Annotated in this window: 13 protein-coding genes; 9 read left to right on the top strand and 4 right to left on the bottom strand. The window is 64.2% G+C overall.

All coding sequences use genetic code 11. The features are described from left to right. Nucleotides 1-234 precede the first annotated feature (234 nt). The 4 genes from OZ411_RS11235 to OZ411_RS11220 all read left to right on the top strand — a co-directional run bounded on the left by OZ411_RS11235 (nucleotide 235) and on the right by OZ411_RS11220 (nucleotide 4,656). Complete coding sequence (locus OZ411_RS11235) at nucleotides 235-1,272, top strand: 2-keto-3-deoxygluconate permease (protein ID WP_282527978.1); 1,038 nt, start codon at nucleotides 235-237, stop codon at nucleotides 1,270-1,272. Nucleotides 1,273-1,274: 2 nt separating this feature from the next. Then, entirely contained in the window at nucleotides 1,275-2,582 is a 1,308-nt protein-coding gene (locus OZ411_RS11230; RefSeq protein ID WP_282527977.1) for a four-carbon acid sugar kinase family protein, read from the top strand. Then, nucleotides 2,579-3,577 carry a 4-hydroxythreonine-4-phosphate dehydrogenase PdxA gene (gene pdxA, locus OZ411_RS11225; protein WP_282527976.1) on the top strand — a complete coding sequence of 333 codons (999 nt, stop codon included), beginning with the start codon at nucleotides 2,579-2,581 and terminating at the stop codon, nucleotides 3,575-3,577. Before OZ411_RS11230 ends, pdxA begins: the two co-directional genes overlap by 4 nt. Nucleotides 3,578-3,888: 311 nt before the next feature. Beyond that, nucleotides 3,889-4,656, top strand: a complete 768-nt coding sequence (locus OZ411_RS11220; protein ID WP_282527975.1) for a DeoR/GlpR family DNA-binding transcription regulator — start codon at nucleotides 3,889-3,891, stop codon at nucleotides 4,654-4,656. A gap of 192 nt (nucleotides 4,657-4,848) precedes the next feature. On the opposite strand, the gene OZ411_RS11215 is transcribed toward OZ411_RS11220, so the two are convergent. Next, a complete protein-coding gene (locus tag OZ411_RS11215) occupies nucleotides 4,849-8,016 on the bottom strand; it encodes a ribonuclease E/G (RefSeq protein WP_282527974.1) in 3,168 nt (1,055 codons plus the stop codon). A 752-nt stretch (nucleotides 8,017-8,768) separates the two neighbouring features. Here OZ411_RS11215 and OZ411_RS11210 point away from each other — a divergent pair. From OZ411_RS11210 to prfB, 3 genes are all read left to right on the top strand, one after another. Beyond that, on the top strand, nucleotides 8,769-10,073 hold the full coding sequence (locus OZ411_RS11210) for an N-acetylmuramoyl-L-alanine amidase (RefSeq protein ID WP_282527973.1): 1,305 nt from the start codon (nucleotides 8,769-8,771) through the stop codon (nucleotides 10,071-10,073). Between the two features lie 225 nt (nucleotides 10,074-10,298). After that, nucleotides 10,299-12,785: a penicillin-binding protein 1A gene (locus OZ411_RS11205; protein ID WP_282527972.1), complete on the top strand. Its 2,487-nt coding sequence runs from the start codon at nucleotides 10,299-10,301 to the stop codon at nucleotides 12,783-12,785. 108 nt (nucleotides 12,786-12,893) lie between these two features. After that, nucleotides 12,894-14,025 (top strand): peptide chain release factor 2 gene (prfB, locus tag OZ411_RS11200; protein ID WP_282527971.1). Its coding sequence is split into 2 segments (ribosomal slippage): nucleotides 12,894-12,962 and nucleotides 12,964-14,025, totalling 1,131 coding nucleotides; the frame shifts between segments, so codons are not numbered across the junction. Between the two features lie 27 nt (nucleotides 14,026-14,052). Here the strand turns inward: prfB and OZ411_RS11195 are convergent. The 3 genes from OZ411_RS11195 to OZ411_RS11185 all read right to left on the bottom strand — a co-directional run bounded on the left by OZ411_RS11195 (nucleotide 14,053) and on the right by OZ411_RS11185 (nucleotide 19,182). Continuing rightward, nucleotides 14,053-16,209, bottom strand: coding sequence for a carbamoyltransferase C-terminal domain-containing protein (locus OZ411_RS11195; protein ID WP_282527970.1), 2,157 nt, complete (start codon nucleotides 16,207-16,209; stop codon nucleotides 14,053-14,055). Nucleotides 16,210-17,016: 807 nt separating this feature from the next. Continuing rightward, nucleotides 17,017-18,378: a peptidoglycan DD-metalloendopeptidase family protein gene (locus tag OZ411_RS11190; RefSeq protein WP_282527969.1), complete on the bottom strand. Its 1,362-nt coding sequence runs from the start codon at nucleotides 18,376-18,378 to the stop codon at nucleotides 17,017-17,019. 99 nt (nucleotides 18,379-18,477) lie between these two features. Next, on the bottom strand, nucleotides 18,478-19,182 hold the full coding sequence (locus tag OZ411_RS11185; RefSeq protein ID WP_282527968.1) for a peroxiredoxin: 705 nt from the start codon (nucleotides 19,180-19,182) through the stop codon (nucleotides 18,478-18,480). Between the two features lie 239 nt (nucleotides 19,183-19,421). Here OZ411_RS11185 and OZ411_RS11180 point away from each other — a divergent pair, with 239 nt between their 5' ends. Together OZ411_RS11180 and OZ411_RS11175 are read left to right on the top strand one after the other, a co-directional pair. Then, a complete protein-coding gene (locus OZ411_RS11180; protein ID WP_130578813.1) occupies nucleotides 19,422-23,159 on the top strand; it encodes a hypothetical protein in 3,738 nt (1,245 codons plus the stop codon). Nucleotides 23,160-23,410: 251 nt separating this feature from the next. Next, nucleotides 23,411-25,840, top strand: coding sequence for a phosphoketolase family protein (locus OZ411_RS11175; RefSeq protein WP_282527967.1), 2,430 nt, complete (start codon nucleotides 23,411-23,413; stop codon nucleotides 25,838-25,840). Nucleotides 25,841-25,868: the final 28 nt, after the last annotated feature.

The following is a 25,868-nucleotide window of genomic DNA, read 5'->3' as shown; positions in this document are numbered from 1 at the left end:
GCCGCCGTCCGTCCAAGATCACAACGGGCGGCGTGATTTTCGGATTTCTGGGGCGAACCGGACCGGGCTTGTGCGGGCGTTCGACCGTCGCCCGCGTAGCCGTATTGCGCGAAGCGCGCAATAAAATCTTGAATGTTGCGTAATGTGAGCATATACGGGCAGCCGTTTGCTCGTTTCTCTGGCGGAAATGCGCAGAATGATCGGATGGGCGCCTTGCGCGGGAGGAAAACAGAAATGCGGGTTCCAATTAAGCGGGCGATCGAGAAGGTGCCTGGCGGGATGATGGTGGTCCCGCTGTTGGTGGGGGCGCTTATTGCGACCTTCTTTCCCGATACTCCGAAGTTCTTTGGCTCCTTCACCGGCGCACTGTTCTCCGGCGCACTGACGATTCTCGCCGTGTTTTACGTTTGCATGGGCGCGAGCATCGACTTCCGCGCGACCCCCTACATTGTGAAGAAGGGCGGCACCCTGCTGATCGTGAAGGTCGGCGTTGCCGTTGCCCTCGGCCTGATCTTCGGCCGCATTTTGGGAGAAGCGCCGGTCGCAGCCGGCATGTTCGCGGGCGTATCGACTCTCGCGATCGTCGCCGCCATGAACGACACCAATGGCGGTCTCTATATGGCGTTGATGGGCCAATATGGACGCCCGCGTGACGTCGGCGCCTATACCATCATGTCGCTGGAGAGCGGTCCTTTCCTCACCATGATCACCTTGGGCGTGGCCGGCCTCTCGGCATTTCCATTCCAGACCCTGGTGGGCGCTATCCTGCCTCTGGTGGTGGGCATGATCATCGGCAATCTCGATCGCGAGATGCGCGACTTCCTGAGCCGCGCGGTGCCTGTGATGATCCCGTTCTTCGCCTTCGCGCTCGGCGCCGGCCTCGATCTGTCGAAGGTCTGGCAGGCCGGTCTACTCGGCCTCGGCATGGGAGTGGCCGTGGTGGTTGTGACCGGCATCCCGCTGTTCTTCGCCGATCGCATCACTGGCGGGAATGGTGTCGCGGGTGTTGCGGCGGCCTCGACGGCTGGTAATGCGGCGGCCGTCCCGGCGATTGTCGCCGCGGCCAATCCGGCCTATGCGGACGCGGCGCGGCCTGCGACAATCCTCGTCGCGGCATGCGTCGTGGTTACCGCAATCCTGGTGCCGATCGTCACCGCCTGGACGGCCCGCGTTGTTGGTCGCGATGTCGAGGAGCCTGCAGAAGAGAACGTGGCTTCTGCCGGCAAGATGATCCCCGCGGCGCGCTCGGCTGTCACTGAGGCAGGTCACTGAAGATGGCCCCTAAAGCGTTTTCGAGCGACGTGGATACCGGTTCGCGTCAAGAAAATGCGTCAAGCCAAAGCTGGCTGATCGTCGCTGACGATCTCACCGGTGCCGCGGATTGTGCGATCGCCTTCGGCAGAAGGGGGCGTGCGGCTGCGGTGACGTGGGGTGAGGTGACCGACGCGTCGGGTTACCAGCTGCCCGTCCTGGCCTACGATGCAGCGAGTCGAGGCCTTTCGGCCGGGGCCGCTGCAGCCCGCCATGCCGATGTGCTGGCGCGCCTGTGCGAACCCGGGCGTATTCTTTTCAAAAAAATTGACTCGACGCTGCGGGGGCAACCTGCGGCGGAGACTGCCGCCGCGCTTGCGCATCTCAAGTCGCGGTCGGGGCCGGCCCTCGGCGTGTTCGCGCCGGCCTTTCCGGCCACCGGCCGCACCACCATCGACGGGCGCATCCTGGTCAAAGGCCGCCCCCTCGAGGAAGCCGAGGTCTGGCGGCGCGACCACACCTATCCGAATGCCGATCTTGCCGACGTTCTCGCGACCGCGGGCATTCGCGGTGAGAAGGTCAAGCTCGCTACTGTGCGCGGTGGCGATCTCAAAGCCACGTTCGCGAGGCTCGCCGGGGAGGGCGATGTGGTCGCGGCCTGCGACGCCGCGACTGAACACGATCTGCATTTGATCGCGGAGGCGAGCCTGCATGCATCGCCCGCAACCTTCTTCATCGGCAGCGCCGGCCTCGCGCACGCACTGGCCGGTCTCGAAGTCAGCCATGCCGTCGAGGCGCTGCGCATTCCGACGAGCGAATCCGGCACCCTGATCGTGGTGGGCTCGCTCGCCGGCGCGTCTCGCGGCGCCGCGCGCGAGCTGGAGGCGACCGGCACCGTGGCGCATTTCCCGGTCGCGCCGGAGACGCTGCTCAAGGATGGTGCCGGCCGGGCGGCACTCGCCGCGGACGTGATGAAACGACTTGCCGGCGGCGGCGATGCACTGGTTGAGATCATGATGGATGATCAACCCGACATGTCGCTCGGCCCGCAGCTCGCCAAGGGCCTCGCCGACGCTCTGGGGGCCGTCGCACCCGCGATCGGCGCCTTCGCTGCGACCGGCGGCGAAACCGCCGCGGCGATGCTGTCGCGCTTCGGCGTCAACGGCATCCGTCTTGCCGACGAAATCGAGCCGGGCGTGTCGCTCGGCCTCACTCTTGGCCGATTGTCCGTTCCGATCGCCACCAAAGCAGGCGCGTTCGGTGACGAGCAAAGCCTCATCCGCATCAGCGAGCGCCTTCGCGCCGTCCGAACCAAAGGAAGTTTCATATGACTCGTCCGACCATTGCGATCACCATGGGAGATCCGGCCGGTATCGGGCCCGAGGTGATCATGAAGGCGCTCGTGCAACCGGAGGTGCGGGCGATCTGCAATGCGCTGGTGATCGGCGACGCCAACCGTCTGCGCAAGGCCGGTCAGATCGTCCGCGAGTCGCTTAAGGTCGATGCGTTGAGCGACGCGAAGGAGGCGAATTTTGCGTCGGAGGCGGTGCAGTGTATTGACCTGAAGCTGGTGCCGGATGATCTGCCGTTCGGCAAGGTTTCGGCGACGGCAGGTGAGGCGGCCTATCGCTATATCGAGAAAGCCGTGCAGGTGGTGCAGGCAGGGCTCGCTCAGGGCATCTGCACCGCGCCGCTCTCCAAGGAAGCGCTGCATGCGGCCGGCCACAAATATCCCGGCCATACCGAGCTCTTGGCGCATCTGACCGGCACGCCGGAAGTGTCGATGATGCTGGTGTCGCCGAAACTTCGCGTCATTCACGTGACCACGCATATCGGCCTGCTCGATGCGATCGAGAAGATCGAGCCCGGCCTCGTCGAACGTGTCATCGCACGCGGACATGACGTGCTGGTGCGCGCCGGCATCGCCAATCCGAAGATCGGCGTCTGCGCCATCAATCCGCATGCCGGCGAGAACGGGTTGTTCGGCCGCGGCGAAGAAGCCGCGAAGATCACGCCGGCAGTGGAAGCCTGTCAGCGCAAGGGCTGGGACGTGCGCGGCCCCCTGCCTGCCGACACGCTGTTCTTCCTGGCCGGCCGCGGCGACTACGACATGGTGGTCGCGATGTATCACGATCAGGGCCATGGACCCATCAAGGTGCTGGGGCTGGAAGCCGGTGTGAACATCACTGTTGGCCTGCCGGTGATCCGCACCTCGGTCGATCACGGGACCGCCTTCGACATCGCGGGTAAGGGCGTCGCCGACGAACGCAGCCTGATCGAGGCGCTGCGGCAGGCGGTCGATCTCGCGCCGAAGAAGGCGGCTTGAGGGGGCTGCCTGAGAAAGGGGACAGGAGCGGTTTCGAGCGAAGCGTGCCCTCCGCCTGTCCCTACTGGATTCGCATCTCTCCTCATGGTGAGGAGGCGCGAAGAGTCGTCTCCGGACGATGCTTCGCACCGCTTTGAGAACCATGAGGCTTCATCCTTCGAGACGTCCGCTACGCGGGCTCCTCAGGATGAGAAGCGGGATGTTAAGCGCTTATATTGCGCGGCCGACGCATCGTGGTATCCATCGGCCGTGCCGCGAAGCCGATACGGTCGAGCTCGGCTGACGGCAATGAATCTATGGGCTGAGGTTCGATGTCGATGCGCAGCAAGGAGCGTCACGCTCGTCTGTTGGAAGCACTGAACGCGGGAGAGATCGATATCGAAGATCTCGCGCGCCGCTTCGACGTCTCCGCCTCCACCGTGCGGCGCGACCTGCAGCATCTCTCCAAGAACAATGCCGTGCGCCGCACTTATGGCGGCGCCATTCTCACCGCGCACGCAACCGAGACGACGCTCGAGCAGCGCCTTGCGGTCCAGGGCAAACAGAAGCAGGCGATCGCGCGCGCGGCGATCGATCTGATCGAGGACGGCGACACGCTGATTCTCGATGCCGGCTCGACGGTCGCAGCCTTCGGCCGACTGCTGCAGCAGCGGCGGCTGCGCATCATCACCAACAACCTTGCGCTGCTGCCCTTCCTCGCCAAGGCTCCGACCATAGAGCTTGTGGTGCTGGGCGGCGCGCTGCGCACCACCAGCATGAGCACCATGGGGCCGCTCGCTAATGACGCGCTGCGGCGCATGACCGCGGACCGCGCCGTCATGAGCGCCGACGGCGTGGTGAATGGCCGTGGCCTGTGCGAAGCGGATCTCGAGCAGGTCGCACTGAAGTCGCTGATGATGCAGCAGTCGAAAGAAGTCATCGTTCTCGCCGACGCCAGCAAGCTCGGCCGCGCCGAACAAATGGCCTGGGCGCCGCTGCCGCCGCGCTGGACTCTGGTGACTGATGTCGGCGCATCCGAGGAGCAGTGCAAGCGTCTCGCCGATGCGGGAGCGCGCTTGATCGTTGCTGGCGTTCGCTGAGCCGGCACCGCAATTTTCCGCATGATCGAAGAAAAATATCGACCGAGGCGGGGTTACGGAAACCGGCTTCCACTTTTCCGGATCATGCTCCAGAGCATTTTCGGTTCTGATTGAATCAGAACCGAAGCTCTAGATTCTTGTTTTGACGCGTTTTCTTCACGCGAACCGGTGTCCACTTCGCTCGAAAACGCTCTAGCCGCCGCCACCAAAGCGGCGCGACCACCAGCCGGCCTTGCGCGGCGAGGCTTCGGTCGTTGCTGCAGGGGCGGGCTCTGCGACCGCCGCGCGAGCGGGCTCTGCCGGCGGTATCGGCTCGGAATCGCTTTGCACGACGACGGGAGCGGGCTCGGGCTGCGAAGCGAAGCTCACTTTCTCGCGCACGGTTGAGCGGCGACGCATCGCGCGATCGTTCTCCTGCGCAGGCTCCTCGGCCTCGGGCGCGGGCGCAGCGACGCTCACCGGCTCCGGCTCCGGCTGAGGGGGCGGGCTCTCGGCCGGCTGCAGCTCGAGTTCGAACTCGGGCTCGGCGACCGGTTCGGGCTGAACCAATGTCTGTGCAGGCTCCGGCGAACCGCCGTCGAAATCGGCGACAGCGTCCGCTGCTTCCGGCTCCGCGCGCGGGCCGAGCTCGTCGGCAATCGAGGCGGCAAGACCCTCATCCGCACCATGGCCGCTACGGCGGCGGCGTCCGCCGCGACGTCCACGCCGGCGCGGACGGCGTTCGCCGTTCTGGCCTTCACCACGAGCGAAAGCCGACTGATCTTCGCTCTCGTCCTCGTCGGTCTCGACTTCCTCGGCGGCAATGCCGTCGTCGGTCTCGGGCGCAAGCGGCAACGCCTCGCCATCCTCGCGCGGCACACCGCCCTCGCGGTCGCGGGCTTCGCCACCGCGGCCGCGACGCCGCCGGCGCCGCTTTCGGCGCGGACCCTCGGCCTCTTCGCCGGCGCCCGTTTCGTCGCTCAGTCCTTCCGTCTCCTCGGTCTCGATCTCCGCCTCGATGTCGAACGGTTCCTCGTCGTCATAGGCCTCTTCGAGCTGAGGCGGCGCGGACGCGGCCTGCGCCGCGAGCAGCGCCTTGGCGGCTTCCAGCGTGTGCACCTGCTCGCCGCGGTCGATGACGTAGGACTGCTGGCCGCTCACGGTCGCATCCGCCGCCACCGAGATCTGGACCTTGAAGGCGGTCTCGAGGTCGCGCAGATGGCCGCGCTTGTGGTTGAGGACGTAGAGCGCGACGTCGGTGCGGGTGCGCACCACGAGATTGTGGGTCGCGCCCTTCATCAGGATCTCCTCGATGCCGCGCAGGAGCTGCAGCGCCACCGACGAGACCGAGCGGACATGACCAGAGCCGCCGCAATGCGGGCAGGGCTCGGTCGAGCTCTCAAGCACGCTGGCGCGGATGCGCTGGCGCGACATCTCGAGCAGACCGAAATGCGAGATGCGTCCGACCTGGATACGCGCGCGGTCCTGCCGCAAACAGTCGGAGAGCTTGCGCTCGACCGCGCGGTTGTTGCGCTTCTCGTCCATGTCGATGAAGTCGATGACGATCAGGCCCGCGAGGTCGCGCAGGCGGAGCTGTCGCGCGACTTCCTCCGCCGCCTCGAGATTGGTCTTGAGCGCGGTATCCTCGATGTGATGCTCGCGCGTGGCGCGGCCGGAGTTGACGTCGATCGAGACCAGCGCCTCGGTCTGGTTGATGACGATGTAGCCGCCGGAGCGTAGCTGTACGGTCGGGGAGAACATCGCGTCGAGCTGGCTCTCGACACCCATCCGAGAGAACAGAGGCTGGCCGTCGCGGTACTGCTTCACCACGCGGACGTTCTCCGGCATCAGCATCTTCATGAAGTCGCGCGCTTCGCGGTAGCCGGGTTCGCCGGCCACCATGATCTCGTCGATCTCCTTGTTGTAGAGGTCGCGCAGCGAGCGCTTGATCAGCGAGCCTTCCTCGTAGACGAGGGTAGGGGCCTGCGACTTCAGGGTCAGGTCGCGCACGGTTTCCCACATGCGGATCAGATATTCGAAGTCGCGCTTGATCTCCTGCTTCGAACGCGAGGCCCCGGCGGTGCGCAGGATGATGCCCATACCCTCGGGCACGTCGAGATCCTGCACCACTTCCTTGAGCCGCGAGCGGTCCTGGGCCGAGGTGATCTTGCGGCTGATGCCGCCGCCGCGCGCGGTGTTGGGCATCAGCACCGCGTAGCGGCCGGCGAGCGAGAGATACGTCGTCAGCGCCGCGCCCTTGTTGCCGCGCTCTTCCTTGACGACCTGCACCAGCATCACCTGCCGGCGCTTGATGACTTCCTGGATCTTGTACTGGCGTCGCGGACGGAAGGTGCGCTCCGGCACCTCCTCGAGCACGTCGTCGCCGCCAACGGATTCGACGACTTCCTCTTCTTCTTCGCCGTCCTCGTCGTCCTCATCGTCATGCGCCTCGTCGCCGAGCGGCTCGGCGCCATGCTCGTCGTGCGGCGCAGCCTCCGCGACGAGTTCCGCGGGGGCATGCTCATCGGACGCCGGATGCTCCTCGCTGGGCTGCGCGGTCTGTTGCGCATCCTCGGCGTGGGCGGCGTTTTCCTCGACCTGCTCCTCTCGGGCGCGCTCGGGCTCGTGGTTAACCTCGATCTCGGCCCCGACATCCGGAGTGGCCGCGGCGGCCGATGCCTCGATCGCGGCGACGACCGGGTCGGGTTGCGCTTCCGTTGCAGCGGCCTCGCTCAGAGCCGGCGCATGATCATGGTCGTCATGAGCATGACGGTCGTCGTGAGCACGCTCGTGTTCGTGTTCGCCGTGCTCGTGCCCATCACGATCGTGCTCGTCATGACGGTCGTGCTCGTCGGCATGCTCGCGATGGTCAGGATAATCGTAGGCTTCGTGCTCATGGTGTTCATGCGCATCGGCGCCGAGGTCGTGCTGCTCGGCCTCCGCATGAAGCGCGTGATCCTCATCGGCCTGCGGCTCGGCCCCCTCGACGACCTCGCTCTGCACGCGCTCGCCATGGCCGCGGCGGCGGGCATTGCGGTGCCGGGAGCGGCGGCGGTGAGGCCGGCTTTCGCTTTCCTCCTCGGCCTCGCGATGGGCGCGCTCTTCGGCCTCGATCAGCGCCTGACGGTCGGCGACCGGGATCTGGTAATAGTCTGGATGGATTTCGCTGAAGGCGAGGAAGCCATGGCGGTTGCCGCCATACTCGATGAACGCCGCCTGCAGCGACGGCTCTACGCGCGTCACTTTGGCGAGGTAAATATTGCCGCGCAGTTGCTTGCGTTGGGCAGTCTCGAAATCAAATTCTTCGACGCGATTGCCGCGGACCACGACGACCCGGGTCTCTTCCGGGTGGGTGGCATCGATCAACATCTTGTTGGGCATTCTGGAGCTCTTGAAGGCGGCGGGCGCGTAGCATGGCGCGCGCAAATTGCGCCGCCCGGTGACGCGACGGTCCACCTGATTCGGGGGTGAGGGGAAGGCCAAAACGCAAATCGCGGCGCCGTGCCGAACCCGCTCCCACCGGAACGACGCGGCGTGCGGAGTTTTCGCCTCGCGTGGTCGCGATCGTCTGGGGGGTGTTGGTCGGCAACACAGTCTGGCGCATTAAGCGGTTGGCCCGTCTGAACATATTTTGGCGGCAAACAATACCGCCGCATCCTTCGCTGAAGGCCCGGCGCGGCGCGGAAGCGCTCGCCGGCCAATCACATATCGGCCCCTTTTTGACCATGATCGTTTCGAAAAACTGGTACCCAGTTCTCCGGATCATGCTTTTGGGGCCGAACAATCAGTTCTGCCGTGTCTCGCCCCTTGCCACACAGAATGTGTCTGGGGCCGGACGCCGCTCGGGCTCAAACCGCCACTCCATGTCAGCCGCGCGCGGCGCTGGCTGGGGAGGGACCGGGAAAAACGCTGGTTCCTTCGGCTTGAAGGTTCCACCGCTGCACCGGGAGGCTGAACGCGACACAACCGGGAGTATTAGCCATCAGCACCACGTACATACGTGGATTGATCGTCACGCGCAAGGGAGCGTCGCGGCGGGGCAACAGTCGAACCATTTCGCCCGTGCGGTATTAGGGTCTCGTTAACCCTGTGGTTCTAATGCGGTATGACGACGGCTCGGAGGGCGCCGAATCGTGGCGGACCGCGTAAATCGATGGACTTCGCTGGGGTGCAGACTGTTGTGCGCCGCAGCATTGTCGTGCGGCCCGTTTGTTGGTCCCGGCGTAGCTGAAGGAACGCCGCCAAGCCCTTCTGCAAACACTGATTTTCCTATCGTTTCCGAAGCCCGGTTGGCCGGCGACGCCAAACAGACCCGGTTCATCGTCGATCTCGACAAGAAGATTCAGTTCCGCGCCTTCACGCTGGCCGACCCCTACCGGGTGGTGGTGGATATTCCCCAGGTGACGTTCCAGCTTCCTTCCGGGACCGGCAATGCCGGGCGCGGGCTGGTGAAGGCCTTCCGCTACGGGCTGGTGATGCCGGGCGGTTCGCGAATCGTCTTCGACCTGACGGGGCCGGCGAAGATCGCCAATTCCTACGTGCTGGACGCGGCCAACGGCCAGCCGCCGCGCCTGGTCCTGGAACTGGAGCAGGTTGACCGCAACGCGTTCACCCAGCAGCTTGCGCCGGACGACCGGCCGGAGCTGAAGCCGACCATTGCGGACGCCAAGGCGGCGATGCCGGCCGAGGGAACACCCAACGCAAAACCGGGCGAGCCGGCGGATTCGCGGCCTTTGATCGTGATCGATCCCGGCCATGGCGGCATCGACAACGGCACCCAGTCGAACGGCGAGTTGGAAAAGACCCTCGTGCTCGGCTTCGGGCTCGCCTTGCGTGATCGGATCGAGAAGTCGGGCAAATACCGGGTCGTCATGACCCGCACCGATGACACGTTTATCCCACTGAACGACCGGGTCAAAATCGCCCGCAGCCAGTCGGCGGCGCTGTTCGTCTCGATCCATGCCGACGCGCTGCCGCGCCGGGAAGGCGACGCCCAGGGCGCCACCATCTATACGCTGTCGGACAAGGCCTCCGACGCCGAAGCGGAGCGGCTGGCGGAAGCCGAGAACAAGGCGGACGCCATCGCCGGCGTGAACCTGTCCGATGAGCCGACCGAGGTCGCCGATATCCTGATCGATCTCGCCCGCCGCGAGACCAAGACATTCTCCAACCGCTTCGCGCGGCTGTTGGTATCCGAGATGAAGACGACGGCGCGGATGCACAAGCACCCGCTGAAATCGGCGGGCTTTCGGGTCCTGAAGGCGCCCGACGTGCCCTCGGTTCTGGTCGAACTTGGCTATGTCTCCAACAAGGGCGACCTCGAACACCTGGTATCGGAGAACTGGCGCAACAAGGCGGTGGGATCGATGCTGCAGGCCATTGACGCCTTTTTTGCCAAGCGACTCGCGACGGCCACGCCGGATACCCCGGATAAGTGACAGTGCCGAGAAAAGGCGCCGCTCGGAACCAGGAAGCCCTAGTTTGGCCACAGCGGCAACGGTATACGACATCGTCTGGGGGCCTCGCGGAATCAGCCGATTTTGTCCGCGAAGCGCTGTATTGTTCGCCTCAAGCACCCGCAGGCTGTTAGGGCCAGGGGCATTCGCAACGAGGAACTGTCGCCGGCTGGTCTGGCGCAACAGGGTTGAAACGGAACTTCGATAATGCGCTTGCTGGTGCGGTTCATGGGTTTCTTGTTCGCCGCGGGGACCGTCGTGTTCCTGGTCGGCGTGGCCGGCGTCGCGGGCGCGATCTGGCATTTCTCCAAGGACCTGCCGGACTATTCTCAGCTTCAGGACTATGAGCCGCCGGTGATGACGCGCGTGCACGCGTCCGACGGCTCGCTGCTCGGCGAATATTCGAAGGAGCGGCGGCTCTATCTGCCGATCCAGGCGGTGCCCAAGCTGGTCATCAACGCGTTCCTCGCGGCCGAGGACAAGAATTTCTACGAGCACGGCGGCATCGACTTCTCCGGCATGGCACGCGCTGCGATGCTGTACGCGCAGAACTATGGCTCGGGCCGCCGGCCGCAGGGTGCGTCGACCATCACCCAGCAGGTCGCCAAGAACTTCCTGCTCACCAACGAAGTCTCGTTCGCGCGCAAGATCAAGGAAGCGCTGCTGGCGATGCGCATCGAGCGCGCCTATTCCAAGGACCGTATCCTCGAACTCTATTTGAACGAGATCTATCTCGGCCTTGGCGCCTACGGGGTCGCCGCCGCTTCGCTGGTTTATTTCGACAAGTCGGTGAATGAACTGACCGTCGCCGAAGCTGCTTATCTCGCAGCGCTGCCGAAGGCGCCGGCGGCGCTGCATCCGGTGCGTAACCGCGACCGCGCGATCGAGCGCCGCAACTACGTGATCGACCGCCTGCTCGAGAATGGCTGGATCAAGCAGGCCGACGCCGACAAGGCGCGCAAGGAGCAGCTGGTCGTCACCAATCGCAGCAACGGCTCGCACACCTTTGCCGGCGAATATTTTGCCGAGGAAGTCCGCCGCGACATCTTCGAGCGATACGGCGAGAAGAAGCTTTACGAGGGCGGCTTGTCGGTGCGCACCACGCTCGATCCGAAGATCCAAGTGATGGCGCGCAAGACCATGGCCGCCGGCCTCGTCAACTACGACGAAGGGCAGGGCTGGCGCGGCCCGATCACCAAGCTCGATGTTTCCGGCGATTGGGGCGTGAAGCTCGCCGACGTCAAATCGCTCTCCGACATCTCGCCGTGGCGAATTGCGGTGGTGCTCGAAACCAGCGACCAGTCGGCGCGAATCGGATTCCAACCCGGCCGCGAGCTCGGCGGCGCCGTCAGCAAGCAGCGGCAGACCGGCATCATCACGCTCGATGGCGTGCGCTGGGCAAGGCCCACTTCCGGCGCGGCGCGCGGGCGGACGCCAACGGCGGTGTCGCAGGTGCTTGCGCCCGGTGATGTAATCTATGCCGACCCTCTGGTGACCAAGGAGGGCACGGCGGTCGAAGGCCAGTACCGGCTGCGGCAATTGCCGGAAATCTCCGGTGCCATGGTCGCGATGGATCCATGGACTGGCCGCGTGCTGGCCATGGTCGGCGGCTTCTCGTTCGACCAGAGCCAGTTCAACCGCGCCACCCAAGCCTATCGGCAGCCGGGCTCGTCGTTCAAGCCGATCGTGTATTCGACCGCGCTCGATAACGGCTACACGCCATCCACCGTGGTGGTCGATGCGCCCATCGAAATCGACCAGGGGCAGGGCGCCGGCGTCTGGCGCCCGGAGAACTATTCGACTGGCAAGTATTACGGTCCGACCACGCTGCGCAACGCGCTGGCGCGCTCGCTGAACACCGTCACGGTGCGGCTGGCGCAGGACATCGGCATGCCCCTGATCGGCGAATACGCCAAGCGCTTCGGCGTCTATGACGAACTGCCGAACTATCTCTCGTACGCGCTCGGCGCCGGCGAGACCACGGTGATGCGGATGGTCACGGCCTATTCGATGTTCGCCAATGGCGGCCGCCGCGTGAAGCCGACGCTGATCGACCGCATCCAGGACCGTTACGGTCACACCATCTACAGGCATGACCAGCGCGAATGCCGCGGCTGTGACGCGCCCGGCGGCTGGAAGAACCAGCCCGAGCCGCAGCTCGTCGATCGCCGCGAGCAGGTGCTCGATCCGATGACGGCCTACCAGATCACCTCGATGATGGAAGGCGTGGTCCAGTACGGAACCGCCACGGCGGTGAAGGAAGTCGGCAAGCCGATCGCCGGCAAGACCGGCACCACCAACGACGAGAAGGACGTCTGGTTCATCGGCTTCTCGCCGGATCTCGTAGTCGGTGTCTACCTGGGTTACGACAAGCCGCGCAATCTCGGTCGCAAGGCCACTGGCGGCGCATTGGCCGCGCCGGTCGCGCGCGATTTCCTCAAACTTGCACTGGCGGAAAAGCCGGCAACGCCGTTCAAGATTCCGGCCGGCATCAAGCTCGTCCGCGTCGATTCCAAGAGCGGCATGCGCGCTGGCCCGGGCGAGGGTGGACGCACCATCCTGGAGGCATTCAAGCCGGGCACGGCGCCGCCGGATAGCTACTCCGCTATCGGCGTGGCCGACGCCGAGGGCCGGTTGCCGCCGGCCGTCGCGCCCGACGCAGGTGCGATCATGCGTCCCGGCGGATTGTATTAGCGCCCTGAAGCTCCAAATCATCGGGAAATAGGCTCGCGGCCGATTGCGCTTCAGCGCTTCGGCCGCTACATCCCTCACAAGACATTCATAATTCAGACCAGAAAGACCATGCGCGCGGAAGTGGAACGCCTTGTTGAAGAGATCAAGCAGTCGGTCGGGCTGCTGAGGAGGCATCTTTGACGTCGAGAAATCGACGGCACGGCTGGCCGAGCTGAACAAGCTCGCCGAAGATCCCGATCTCTGGAACGATCCCCAGAAAGCCCAGAAACTGATGCAGGAGCGCACCTCGCTGGAGGATGCGCTGTCCGGCATCAGCAAGGTCGAGCGCGAGCTCGAGGACAATGTCGGCATGATCGAGCTCGGCGAGGCCGAGAACGATGAGGGCGTCGTCGCGGAAGCCGAGAAGGCGCTCAAGGACCTCAAAAAGGAAGTCGCCCGGCGCGAGCTGGAGGCGCTGTTGTCAGGCGAGGCCGACAAGTTCGACTCCTATCTGGAAGTCCATGCCGGCGCAGGCGGCACCGAGAGCCAGGATTGGGCGCAGATGCTGCTCCGCATGTACACGCGCTGGGCGGAGAATCATGGCTTCAAGGTCGAGTTTCTCGAGGAATCCCAGGGCGAAGAAGCGGGCATCAAGTCCGCCACCATCCAGATCAGCGGCCACAACGCCTATGGCTGGCTGAAGACGGAGGCCGGAGTGCATCGTCTGGTCCGGATTTCGCCGTTCGATTCCAATGCGCGCCGCCACACCTCGTTCTCGAGCGTGACGATCTTTCCGGTGGTCGACGACAGCATCAAGATCGACATCAAGGAGTCGGATGTGCGCACGGACACCATGCGCTCAGGCGGCGCCGGCGGCCAGCACGTCAACAAGACCGAGTCCGCGGTGCGCCTGACCCATATCCCGACCGGCATCGCCGTGGTCTGCCAGGCCGGCCGCTCCCAGCACAAGAACCGCGCGCAGGCGTGGGACATGCTGCGCGCCCGACTCTACGAGATCGAATTGAAGAAGCGCGAGGAGCAGGCGGCCGCCGATCAGGCCGCCAAGACCGATATCGGCTGGGGCCACCAGATCCGCTCCTACGTGCTGCAGCCCTACCAGATGGTGAAGGACCTGCGCACGGGCGTGCAGACCTCCGATACCGCAGGCGTGCTCGACGGCGACCTTGATGAGTTCATGGCGGCCACGCTGGCGCAAAAGGCTTTCGGCACGACGGCTGGCGCGATTGAGGATGTCGATTAATAAAGGAAGCGCGCCGTTTCGGCTTGCTCATGCAACCGGCTGCACGCTTTTCCACTCCGACAGCCATTGCGTGAAGCGGCCGCTGTCGCGCCCGCCACCATGCCACGCGGCGTACACGGTGCCATCGCTTGCGACCATGATGACCGCGTCGAGCCCCTTGGAGCGGCGCAGTGTGTCGATGGCCTGGCTTGGCGTCTGCGCGATCGGGCCTGCGACATTGAACGACGTGTTAACCGACACTTCGACGCCGATGCGGCGGCCGAGCGCCTTGAGATAGGCGTAGGTGAGGGGATCGTCCTGCTCGCGCACGATCTGGATGCGGCCGGTGCCGTCGGCGTGGACGACGGCCGGGATCTTGTCGCGCGCGTGCGGTTTTGAGCGTGCGGTCAGCACCATGTAGTTATAGGCGTTGTAGTCGTCGTCGGAGGCGCCGGGCAGCACTTCGAAATAATACTGCGCCGCCTCCAGCGTCGCCATCGGCGCCAGGGGCCGGATCGCCTCGCGATATTTCACGCGTTCGTTCAGGCGCTCGCGCGTGGCGGGATCGCAGGGGTTGGCGAGGATCGAACGATGGCCGAGCGCGCGTGGCCCGGTCTCGGCCGGGCCCTGATAGATCGCGATCACGCCGTTCTGTGCCACCATGAACGCCATCAGGTCGGCGATGGCGTCGCGTCCCTCAGGCGTCGAGATGTCGCCGATCCGCTCTGAGGCAATGTCGTCCGCCTTCAGCGCGATCGCGATGTCGTCAGATGTCGGCGGCATGCCGCAGTAGAACGCATGCGTCATCGGCCCGCCGCGCGGAGCACCGGCGAGATGCGCGAACAGCCAGGCGGCGCCGATGGTGACGCCGGGATCGCCGGGCACCGGCGGCACCCACAGATGCAATTGCGCGCGCCGGCCCTGCGCATTGGCAAACCAGCTCTCATCGAAATGCTCGATCAGGCGCATGTTGCCGACGGCGTTGAGCGCGACGCCGCCGGTCAGCACCAACCGGCGGGCGCCGGTTGTGCGCAACAGATGATCCACGACATGGATCATTGCGTCCTCGAACACGAGCTGCGTCGCGGCGGCCTTGTCGAGGCGATCCTGCGTGTCGGGACGGTGTTTGATATCCTCGACGCGCAGCATCGCGTCGGGATTCCAGAGTTGATCCGGCTTGAGCGGTTCGCCGAGAATATCGGTCAACGCGGCCTTGTAGGGATTGTCGAACGGGTCGCAGTACCAGTTCGCCATCGCGCGGTTGAGCCAGACTTCGCCGTCGGCGCCGAGATGCAGCACCTTGCGGAGTCTCCGATAATAGGGATTGCTCGATCGGCTCATATCGCCCCAGGCGGCTGCGCCCATGTAGCGTCCCTCGCTGGACAGCCAGGTCCAGCCGCCCTGGGTCGAGGAGATCACGCTGTAGAACGCGCCGAGTGAATCGAACATGCTCTCGTTGCAGTAGAGCCGGCGCATCGCGCCTTTCTCGACGACGTAAAGCGAGAGCGAGCCGAGATCGCCGATGCCGTCGAGCACGGCGATGGCGACCGGCTCGCCGTCATCCTTGAAAGGAGATGCCGCGAACGAGAACCAGGCATGATTGTCGTGGTGCGGCAGGCAGATCAGGGGCACGCGCTCGGAAAGCTTGAGCTGGCGGGCGAGGATCTTTGGTGTCCGCGTCATCTGGTCGAGGCGGCGGCCATTGAAGGCGGACGCTTCCGTCGTGCGCAACAATTTCAGGCTTTGCGGCAATTCCTCCAGCACCGAGCGCGCCAGCGTGCCGGCAAGCGTCGGATAGTCCCAGCTTGTCAGCCAGGCGTCGATCGCGCCGACATCGCGTCCCATCCCGCGCAATGTTGCGACAACGGCGTCGATCGATTTTTCAGGGTATTCCGTCGTGTGCTTGTTGCCGGAAAAGCGTTCTTCCTCGTTGTTGACGATCAGGCGCGGGCCGTCTCGTTGTGTCACCTCGACCAGTGCGATGCCCGAATTGTGCGTGCCGGGAAGGCCGAGGCCCGCGAGATAGATGGTCTCGCCGCGGGCGAGCTTGTCGCGGACAGAGGCAATCCGGGCGTCGGCGAACTCGGAGCCGAGCTGATGGAAGCTTGCCGCTCCCATCGTCTTCGCCGCCAGCCATCGCGCGGTGCGAAAGCCTGCGGCGCCCAGCCTGCGATGTCGCGGACCAATTCGCGTGTTCGGTTCCAAGTTCTGAGTTCCTGTCGGTGCGATCTCGAATGCATCAATCACACTTGCTGCCAAGCAACAATGCCGTTTCGTTTGCGCACCGATTCTGTAGGGTGGGTATAGCGAAGCGAAACCCATCACTCGCGCAGCTTGCTATCGAAGCTGATGGGTTTCGCTTCACTCTACCCATCCTACGTCCGATTCAACGGATATGAGTTCGCATTCTCGCGGCGCTTTGCGTCCGAGTTTTGCTTCACTTTCCACCCTCTCGAAATCAGAGGGCGCAGGGAAAGCCGGGTGCTGGTTGCACCCGTGGGTCCCGTGCAACAAAAAGCACGGGGGTAGGACCACAGGTTCAACCGAATACACTCCGGCTTTCCCTGCGCGATGGTGTTACGGCTTACTTCGTGCTCTCCCCGGTGACCGGGCTTTCTTGCCACCGTCACCCGCGGCAGCTCTTGCTGCTCGCGAGCTTAGCGCCAGCGTCGGGGCGCCAGGACCACACGACTTCGCCGTCCGCTGATGTTGCGTTCGTCTGTCGCAACACCTGCGTCCACCGCATCTCACCGCAACGTTCGTGACGATCGCGAGCCGCCCCTCATTCGCGTGAGACGCGCGGAGTTAAATCACTGATTTGCCCGACGACGGAAGCGGAATGTTTTTTGTGTGAGGGCTGGACGAGGCAAATCACGTTGGAGTCGCTGGCGAATTGTTCTCCGTCATTCCGGGGCGTCCGAAGGACGAACCCGGAATCCATTTCTCCGCCTGCGCCTGTAGCCTGATGGATTCCGGGCTCGCGCCCCGCGCGCCCCGGAATGACGACGGAGATCAGCCCGCGCTGAGGCGCACGCCGGCGCGCAGGAATTTTTGCGGGTCGACTGCGTCGCCGTCGATGCGTGTCTCGTAGTGGAGATGCGGGCCGGTCGAACGGCCGGTCGAGCCGACGGCACCGATCACCTGGCCGATCTTGACGGTTTCGCCGACCTTGACGTTGATCTCGGACAGGTGGCCGTAGCGGGTGGAAAGACCATTGCCGTGATCGACCTCGACCATGCGGCCGTAACCGCCGGCCCAGCCCGATGACACCACCTTGCCATTGGCGGTGGCGCGGACGGGATCGCCCATCGCGGCGCGGAAATCGAGGCCGGTATGCATCGCGGGACGGCCGAGGAACGGATCGGTGCGGACGCCGAAGCCCGAGGTGAACTCGACTTCACCGATCACGGGCTTGCGGTAGGGCACCAGCGTCAGCGTGGCGTTCAAGCGCTGCATCTGCGCGCGGGTGATGTTGATGCGGTTGAGTTGCCGCTCGAACGGACCGGCGTCGCCGGGCAGCTTGACGGGCACGAAGGGGCCGCCGATCGCCGAGCGTGGGGTCGCGGCTTCGAGCTGCGACATGTTGAGACCGAGATCCGTGATCACACCGCGCATCCGGCGGACCCGCGATTCCATGGTCTCCTCGGCTGAGCTCAGCGCTGCCATCTGGCGTCGCTCGACCTGGTCGAGCGAGGTCTGGAGACGGACCAGGACATTGTCGAAGCCCTGCAGCTTGGCGAACTGGTTCACCGGTGCCGCTGCCTTGATCGGGGCGCGCGATTCCAGCCGCGCCTCGCGATCCGGCGGCGCCGCGAAGATCACGGTGTCGCTGATCGGCGAGGGCTTTGGCGTCGCCGTCGATTCCGGCGCGGCATTGCGCGCGGGCGGGCGGATCGAGCCGGTTGTTGCGAGATCCGGCATCGAGCCCAGCGCAGTGGCGCGGGCTTCGAGCGCGGTCTGCCGGCGCATGATCTGCTCGAGCTTCTGGTCGAACTGTTCCTGGTCCAGGAGCTGCCGGCTGGTGGTGCTGTCGACCTTGGCGCGCAATTCCGCGATCCGGTCCTCATAGGAGAATTGCATTTCGGCCTGGCGGGCCAGCAGCCGGGTCAGGACGTCGTCGCGAAACGCAAAATAGGTCGCGGTTGCGGCCGACCATATGCCGAGCAGGACCACCGAGCCGACCGCAGCCCAGAACAGGACCGGGCCAATGCGAACCTGCTTGCCGGCATGGACGAGGGTGTAGTCGTTCGCCGGCTGCGCGGCTGCCGACGCCGCGGCATGGGCCGCAGGGCGGCGAGGGGACGTCCGCCCGTGCTCTCGTGGATGATGGTGCTGCTGGTGATGGTCGAAATGGTGACCGGAACGATAGGACATCGGCACTCCCGCGCCGGTCGGATCAAGTTCCGTACGGCCTCAGTTCGGGAGCGATTTGAGCCGGTCATGGTTAATTTTCCGGAAACGGGGCCCGGTGGATCAGAGCGATTGGGCGGCGGCCAGGACCTCGTCGGCATGGCCGTCGACCCGGACATTGCGCCAGATCCTGGCGATCCGGCCATTGGCGTCGACCAGAACCGTGGTGCGAAGAATCCCAAGGAAAGTCCTGCCATACATGGATTTCTCGCCCCAGGCCCCATAGGCCTCCAGCATCTCGTGCTGGTCATCCGAGCCCAGGGGAATGGCGAGCTGATGCTTGTTCCTGAACGATTCCTGCGCCTTCACGGTGTCGCCAGAAACGCCGAGGATCTCGGTGCCGCTCTCGGCAAACGCATCCTTCAGCCGGGTGAAATCGATCGCCTCCTTGGTGCAGCCCGGCGTGTCCGCGCGCGGGTAGAAGAACAGCACCAGCTTCTTGCCGGCGAAGTCGGTGAGTGAGACCTCACTTCCTCCGTCGCGGGGCAGGTGGAAGTCAGGCGCCTTGGCACCCTCGAGCAGGGTGGTCGATTTGGTCGCAGCCGATGCAGCGGATTTTAACGATTTCGATGCGGCCTTGTGGGACGGTTTGGTGGATGCGGCTTTGGCCGCCTTGCTGGATTTCTTTGCGACCGCCTTGCGAGCCTTTGCCGCGGGCGGCTTGACCGATGCGACGGCCTTACTGCGGACCGCCGTGGCCCGAGACGATTTGGTCGGAGACGATTTGGCTGTGGTCTTGGAGGATTTCTTGCGCGTTTTCTTGGACATACGCCTTCCTTTCGTCGCTTTCCGGGGCTCAACCATTGTATCAGTGCGGCGCTTGTCGCCGGCGATCGGATTCGTGCCGACTGTCGGGCAAGTGTGATGGCGCGGGAGTATGGTCACAAGGATTTCGACGCGTCATCCGCCCGCTCGCCTAACCTGCTTTGAAAGTTTGCTCGAATGTTCGCTCAAATGTTCACTTGGGGCTGAGGGCGACTAACAGTATTAAGCGAGGATTGGCAGCGATGCCGGCACAGGAGCGCTCGATACAGATCGATGGGCGTGCCTTGGGCGGCGATCAACCTCAGCGCCTGCACCGAGAGGCAATGGCAAAGAATACGTCGTCCCAAGGATCGAGCTCCCAAGGATCGCTCCAAGGTCACAGCCCGAATCCGCGTGCCGACGCCCAGTATTGCGGCTGGGGCGACGAGGTCGGCTGGGAGGAGCATGACGAGGCTGCCGGCCATCGCGCGCGGCGGCTGTTGTCGCGCTCAGATTCCGGCCTGCACCGGATCGGTGACTTCTTCGGCCCCAGGCGGCGATCGACTCATGGCGGGCGCTGGGTCAAGCGCATCGCCCTGGTGCTGGGCGTGCTGGCGGCGATCTTCATGAGCTGCTTCGGCGCGCTGTGGTGGCGGCTGGGGGCAGGCCCGATCAATCTCGATATGGCGACGCCATGGCTCGCGACCGCGATCGAGGACAATATCGGCCACGGCAACACGGTCGAGGTCGGCGGCACCCAGATCGAGCGCGCCGGCCGGATTGGAATCGCCGTGCGCATCCGCGACATCATCGTGCGCGACCGCGACCGTGCGATCGTCGCGAGCGCGCCGAAAGCCGAGGTCAAACTGTCCGGCACCGCGCTGCTGATGGGCCAGCTCCGCGCCGAAAGCCTTAACCTCGTTGATGCCGAACTCGCGATCCGGATCACGCCGGACGGCTATGTGACCGTTTCCGCCGGCGATACCGCCAAGCCGCTCGCGACCGGTGTCGCTTCCAAGCATGAGGCGGGCCTGCCGCCGACATTCCCGCGGCCGGTGCCCCCGCCGCCGCCGTTATCGCCACCTTCGTCGCCGTCCGTCAGCGTCCCGGCGCCGCCGTCTGAGAGCGCGCAGAGCGGATTGCTTGCCGGCCTCGACTGGCTCGACAGCCTCAGCATGACCGGTCTCGACGGCCAGAACCTCAACGAGATCGGTCTGAAGAACGGCAACCTCGTCGTCGACGATCAGCAGCGCGGCGGCAAATGGACCTTCGAGAATATCAGCCTGAGCCTGCGGCGGCCGAGCGGCGGCGGCGTGGCGCTGAGCGTCGGTGAAGAGGGCGCCCATCCGTGGTCGCTGCGCGTCGCGGTTGGCCCGCTCAGGGATGGCGTGCGCGCGGTCGACCTGCGCGCCGACAAGCTGTCATCCGCCAATATCCTGCTCGCGCTCAGGGTGAAGGATCTCACTTACAATGCCGAGCTGCCGCTATCCGGTGAACTGAAGGGTGAAATCGGCCGCGACGGGCTGCCGACCTATTTCCGCGGCAAGATCACCGCCGGTCCCGGCAACCTGATCGACACCGATACGCCCGACTATCCGATGGCGATCGATTCGGCCGAAGTGAATGTTGAATGGGACGCTGGACGCCGTGTGCTGCTGGCGCCGTTCAAGGTCGTCTCCGGCGCCAATCGGGTCACGCTGCTCGCTCATCTCGAACCGCCGAATGACGATATCAACGACTGGCAGCTCGGCCTGAGCGGCGGCACCATCCTGCTCGCGGGCATCGACAACGAGCCGCCGCTGATCTTCAATCGCATCGCGGTTGGCTTGCGTTTCGACACCGACAAGAAGCGCGTGCTGCTGACGCAGGCCGATATCAGCAATGGCGAGATCGGCATCGCCGGCACCGGCAGCATCGACTATTCGGGCGAGCCGCGGCTGCAGCTCGGGTTCGCGGGCACGCCAATGTCGGCCTCGGCGCTGAAGCGAGTTTGGCCTGCGCTGGTCGTGCCGGAATTGCGCGAATGGGTGATCGAGCGGATCGAGCGCGGCACGCTCCAGCGCATCGAGATCGGCGTCAACTCGCCGGTGCGCAACCTGTCCCGCAAGGGGCCTCCGATCCCGGATGACGGGCTTGCCGTCAACATCGTAGCGAGCGGCGTGACGGTGCGTCCGGTGGACGAGATGCCCGTGGTTCATGACGCGGATTTGCGGGCGCGGGTGACCGGCCGCACCGCGACCGTCAACATCGCCCAGGGCATCGCCGACACGCCGGGCGGGCGCAAGATCACGCTGTCGGACTTCTCCTTCGAAGTCCCGGACCTGGTGCCAAAACCCTCGCCGGCCAAGATCAAATTCCGCGTCGATTGTCCGGTGCCGGCCTGCGCCGAAATCCTTGCTTCCGACCGCCTCAGCGATGTGTCGGGGACGACATTCGTCGATCCCAATGCGAGCAAGGGGACGGTCTCGGCCACGATCAATCTCGGCCTGCCGGTCAAGGGCGTGCTGACCAAGGAGGATACGACTTACGCCGTCACCGCCGATCTCGGCAGCGTCGCGATCGACAAATTGGTGATGAACCAGAAGCTCGAGGCCAACGCGCTGAAGGTCGTCGCCAACAATGCGGGCTATCAGGTCAAGGGTGACGTCAAGATCGGCGGGCAGCCGGCTTCGCTGGATTACCGCAAGCCGAGCGAGGGCGACGCCGACATCAAGCTGCAGTCAACGCTCGACGATGCCGGCCGCCAGCGGCTCGGGCTCGACCTCGGATCCGCGGTGAGCGGCGCGATCCCGGTCAAGGTCGTGGGCAAGATCGCGAGCAGCAGCGATCACGACAGCAAGCTCGGCGTCGAGGCTGATCTCACCCAGGTCAGGCTCGACAATATCCTGCCCGGTTGGGTCAAGACGCCCGGCAAGTCTGGCAAGGCCACCTTCAACGTGGTGCAGAAGCCGCAATCGACGCGCTTTGAGGACATCGTGGTCGAAGGCGCCGGCACGTCGATCAAGGGATCGGTGGAAGTTGACCAGAATGGCGATCTCATGAACGCCAACTTCCCGACCTATTCGCCGTCGGAAGGCGACAAGACCACGCTGCGCGCCGACCGCGGGCCCGACGGCGTCTTGAAGGTCTCCATGCGCGGCGACGTGTTCGATGGCCGCGGCTTCCTGCGCACGGCGATTTCGGGCCGCGACGACCCCAAGAACAAGACCAAGAACATCGATTACGACATCGACCTCAAGCTCGGGGCGGTTGCCGGCTTCAATGGCGAAGCGTTGCGCAGCGTCGATGCGAAGGCCTCCAAGCGCAACGGCGCCATCAAGAGTTTTGCACTGAACGGCAAGATCGGGCGCGATACGCCCGTGACCGCCGATCTGCGCGGTCGCCAGCAGGGGCGCGAGGTGGTCTACCTGCAGACCAACGACGCCGGCGCATTCTTCCGCTTCACCGATTTCTATTCCAAGATCGTGGGCGGTCAGCTCACGCTCGCGATGGAGCCGCCGGCGGCGGAGCCGAGCCCCAAGGAAGGGCTGATCAACATCCGCGACTTCTCCGTCAAAGGTCAACCCGAGCTCGACCGGATCGCAGCCGGCGGTTCGCCTGGCACGACGAGCGGCGTCGCGTTCAGCGCCTTGCGCGCCGAGTTCACGCGCCAGAGCGGACTGCTCACGATCCGCGACGGCGTCGTGAAGGGGCCGGCGATCGGCGCGACCATCGAAGGAAGCATCGACAACATCGGCAACCAGGTGCGCATGAGCGGCACCTTCGTGCCGATGTACGGCCTGAACAACATGTTCGGCCAGTTGCCGGTGATCGGCCTAGTGCTCGGCGGCGGAAGTAATGAGGGCCTGATCGGCGTGACCTACGAGGTTGTGGGCACACCGGCGCAGCCGGTGCTGCGCGTCAATCCGATCTCGGCGATCTTTCCCGGCGTGACGCGGAAGATCATGGAATTCAACACCGGCAAGCAGAACAACCAGGTGGAATTCCCGCCGAACAATTGAGCGATCTATGGCGTGCCGTTCTTGGCCGCCGATCCCAAGCCGCACGTGTCGTCGCTTGAACCAAAGTGTCCGGTCACCTCCGGGCCGACAGGCGGCGGCCAGGATTGGCCAGAGTGACCCTCAGCGGGACTTGCGTTGATCTGGATCAATGAAGACCGTGCCGCGCGGTTTTCCCTGTAGCTGCCGTCTCTGCTGTGATGCAGGCGATTAACGGCGCTCGGTTTCCGCCGAGCCCTGCAACGGCGCGCTCGATGAGACGGAGTGAGGAGGAAACAATGGCAAACGCGTTGTCTGATCAAGAGCGGGCAATGATGGATGCGTATTGGCGGGCGTCCAACTACCTCTCGGTGGGCCAGATCTATCTCTACGACAACCCGCTGCTTAAGCAGCCGCTCACGAAGGAGCACATCAAGCCGCGGCTCCTCGGTCACTGGGGGACTTCACCCGGTTTGAACTTCATCTACGTTCACTTGAACCGGATCATTAAGAAGCACGACCTCGATATGATCTATATCACGGGCCCTGGTCATGGCGGCCCGAGCCTGGTCGCGCATGCCTATCTCGAGGGAACCTACAGCGAGGTTTACCCGAACATCTCGCCCGATGAAGAGGGCATGAAACGGCTGTTCACCCAATTCTCGTTCCCTGGCGGTATTCCCAGTCACGTAGCGCCGGAGACTCCGGGTTCAATTCACGAGGGGGGCGAACTTGGGTACTCTCTGTCGCATGCTTATGGGGCAGCCTTCGACAATCCAGATCTGATCGTTGCCTGCGTCGTCGGCGACGGTGAAGCGGAGACGGGACCGCTGGCAACGAGCTGGCATTCCAACAAGTTCTTGAATCCCGCGACTGACGGGGTGGTTTTGCCGATCCTCCATTTGAACGGCTACAAGATTGCCAATCCCTGCATTCTCGCCCGCATCAGCCATGAAGAGCTGGATCAGTTGTTTCGCGGCTACGGCTATACGCCTCACTTTGTTGAGGGGGATGAGCCGGAAAAAATGCACGAACTTATGGCCGCTACGCTGGATAAGATTATCGGCGAAATTCAGCGGATAAAGGTGGATTCACGACGCAACGGCTTTAACGAACGGCCACGCTGGCCGATGATTGTCCTACGAACCCCCAAGGGCTGGACTTGTCCGAAGGAAATCGATGGCAAGCGGACCGAGGATTACTGGCGCTCTCATCAAGTGCCCATGGGCGAGATGCACGAAAACAACGCCCATGTCCGCATTCTGGAAGAATGGATGAAAAGCTACCGACCTGCCGAACTTTTCGACGACAGCGGCCGGCTTCGTCCTGAGTTGGCCGACCTCGCTCCTCGAGGAACCCGCCGTATGAGCGCCAACCCGCACACCAATGGCGGGTTACTTCTGCGCGAACTGCGAATGCCGAATTTCCGCGACTACGCAGTCGAAATGAGCGAGCCCGGCGCCGTTATGGCGGAGTCGACGCGGATCATGGGGCGGTTTCTACGTGACGTGATGAAGCTCAACATGGACCAACGGAACTTCCGACTCTTCAGTCCGGACGAGAACAACTCCAACCGTTGGCAGGACGTGCTGGAGGTAACCAATCGCGCCTGGGTAGCGGAAACTTATCCGTGGGACGATCATCTCGCGCCCGACGGGCGAGTAATGGAGATGCTCAGCGAGCACCAGTGCCAGGGCTGGCTTGAGGGCTATCTCCTGACGGGCCGGCACGGTTTCTTCTCTTGCTATGAGGCTTTCATCCACATCATCGATTCCATGTTCAACCAGCACGCCAAGTGGTTGAAGATATGCAATCACATTCCCTGGCGACGACCTATCGGCTCGCTGAATTATCTTTTGTCCAGCCATGTCTGGCGTCAGGACCACAACGGCTTCAGCCATCAAGACCCTGGGTTCATCGATCATGTCGTGAACAAGAAAGCTGAGGTCATCCGGGTCTATCTGCCGCCCGACGCGAACTGCCTACTCTCGGTCACCAACCATTGCCTGCGCAGCCGGAACTACGTCAATGTCGTCGTCGCGGGCAAGCAGCCTGCTCCTCAGTGGCTGACAATGAACGAGGCGATCAAGCACTGCGAGGCCGGACTGGGCATCTGGCAGTGGGCCAGCAACGACCGGGGTGGCGAGCCAGATGTTGTGATGGCCTGTTGTGGAGACGTACCGACACTGGAGACTCTTGCGGCGGTCGACCTGCTTAGACGACATGCGCCCGATCTCAAAGTGCGCGTCATCAACGTTGTCAATCTGATGAAGCTGCAGCCACCGAGCGAACACCCGCACGGCCTCTCGGATCAGGATTTTGATGCGTTGTTCACCACCGACAAGCCGATCATCTTTGCCTTCCATGGTTATCCGTGGCTGATCCACCGATTGACCTACCGGCGCACCGGCCACGACAACCTGCATGTCCGGGGTTACAGGGAGGAAGGTACCACCACAACCCCGTTTGATATGTGCGTACTGAACGATATGGATCGCTTCCATCTCGTATCCGACGTGATTGATCGCGTGCCGAAGCTCGGGTCACGGGCTGCTTATGCCAAGCAGGCGATTCGGGACAAGCTCATCGATCACAAGACACACATTGCTCGGTATGGGGACGATATGCCCGAGATCACAGGCTGGAGATGGGGGAAAGAGGCCGCCTCCGTCGCGGTTCGCTCCACAGAGGCAGATAACGTCTAACCCGGTCGGCGGGACGCCAACGTTCCGG

Origin of the sequence: Bradyrhizobium sp. Arg237L (genome assembly GCF_029990105.1) — a bacterium.
GTDB lineage: Bacteria > Pseudomonadota > Alphaproteobacteria > Rhizobiales > Xanthobacteraceae > Bradyrhizobium.
Note: the sequence above shows the minus strand (reverse complement) of the source record. Positions and strands in the feature narration are given on the sequence as shown.

Coding starts and splice junctions, on each gene's coding strand:
- OZ411_RS11180 (WP_130578813.1), top strand. CDS start 19,422: ATGCCGGCACAGGAGCGCTCGATACAGATCGATGGGCGTGCCTTGGGC.
- OZ411_RS11205 (WP_282527972.1), top strand. CDS start 10,299: ATGCGCTTGCTGGTGCGGTTCATGGGTTTCTTGTTCGCCGCGGGGACC.
- OZ411_RS11220 (WP_282527975.1), top strand. CDS start 3,889: ATGTCGATGCGCAGCAAGGAGCGTCACGCTCGTCTGTTGGAAGCACTG.
- OZ411_RS11175 (WP_282527967.1), top strand. CDS start 23,411: ATGAGACGGAGTGAGGAGGAAACAATGGCAAACGCGTTGTCTGATCAA.
- OZ411_RS11190 (WP_282527969.1), bottom strand. CDS start 18,378: ATGTCCTATCGTTCCGGTCACCATTTCGACCATCACCAGCAGCACCAT.
- OZ411_RS11235 (WP_282527978.1), top strand. CDS start 235: ATGCGGGTTCCAATTAAGCGGGCGATCGAGAAGGTGCCTGGCGGGATG.
- OZ411_RS11230 (WP_282527977.1), top strand. CDS start 1,275: ATGGCCCCTAAAGCGTTTTCGAGCGACGTGGATACCGGTTCGCGTCAA.
- OZ411_RS11185 (WP_282527968.1), bottom strand. CDS start 19,182: ATGTCCAAGAAAACGCGCAAGAAATCCTCCAAGACCACAGCCAAATCG.
- pdxA (WP_282527976.1), top strand. CDS start 2,579: ATGACTCGTCCGACCATTGCGATCACCATGGGAGATCCGGCCGGTATC.
- OZ411_RS11215 (WP_282527974.1), bottom strand. CDS start 8,016: ATGCCCAACAAGATGTTGATCGATGCCACCCACCCGGAAGAGACCCGG.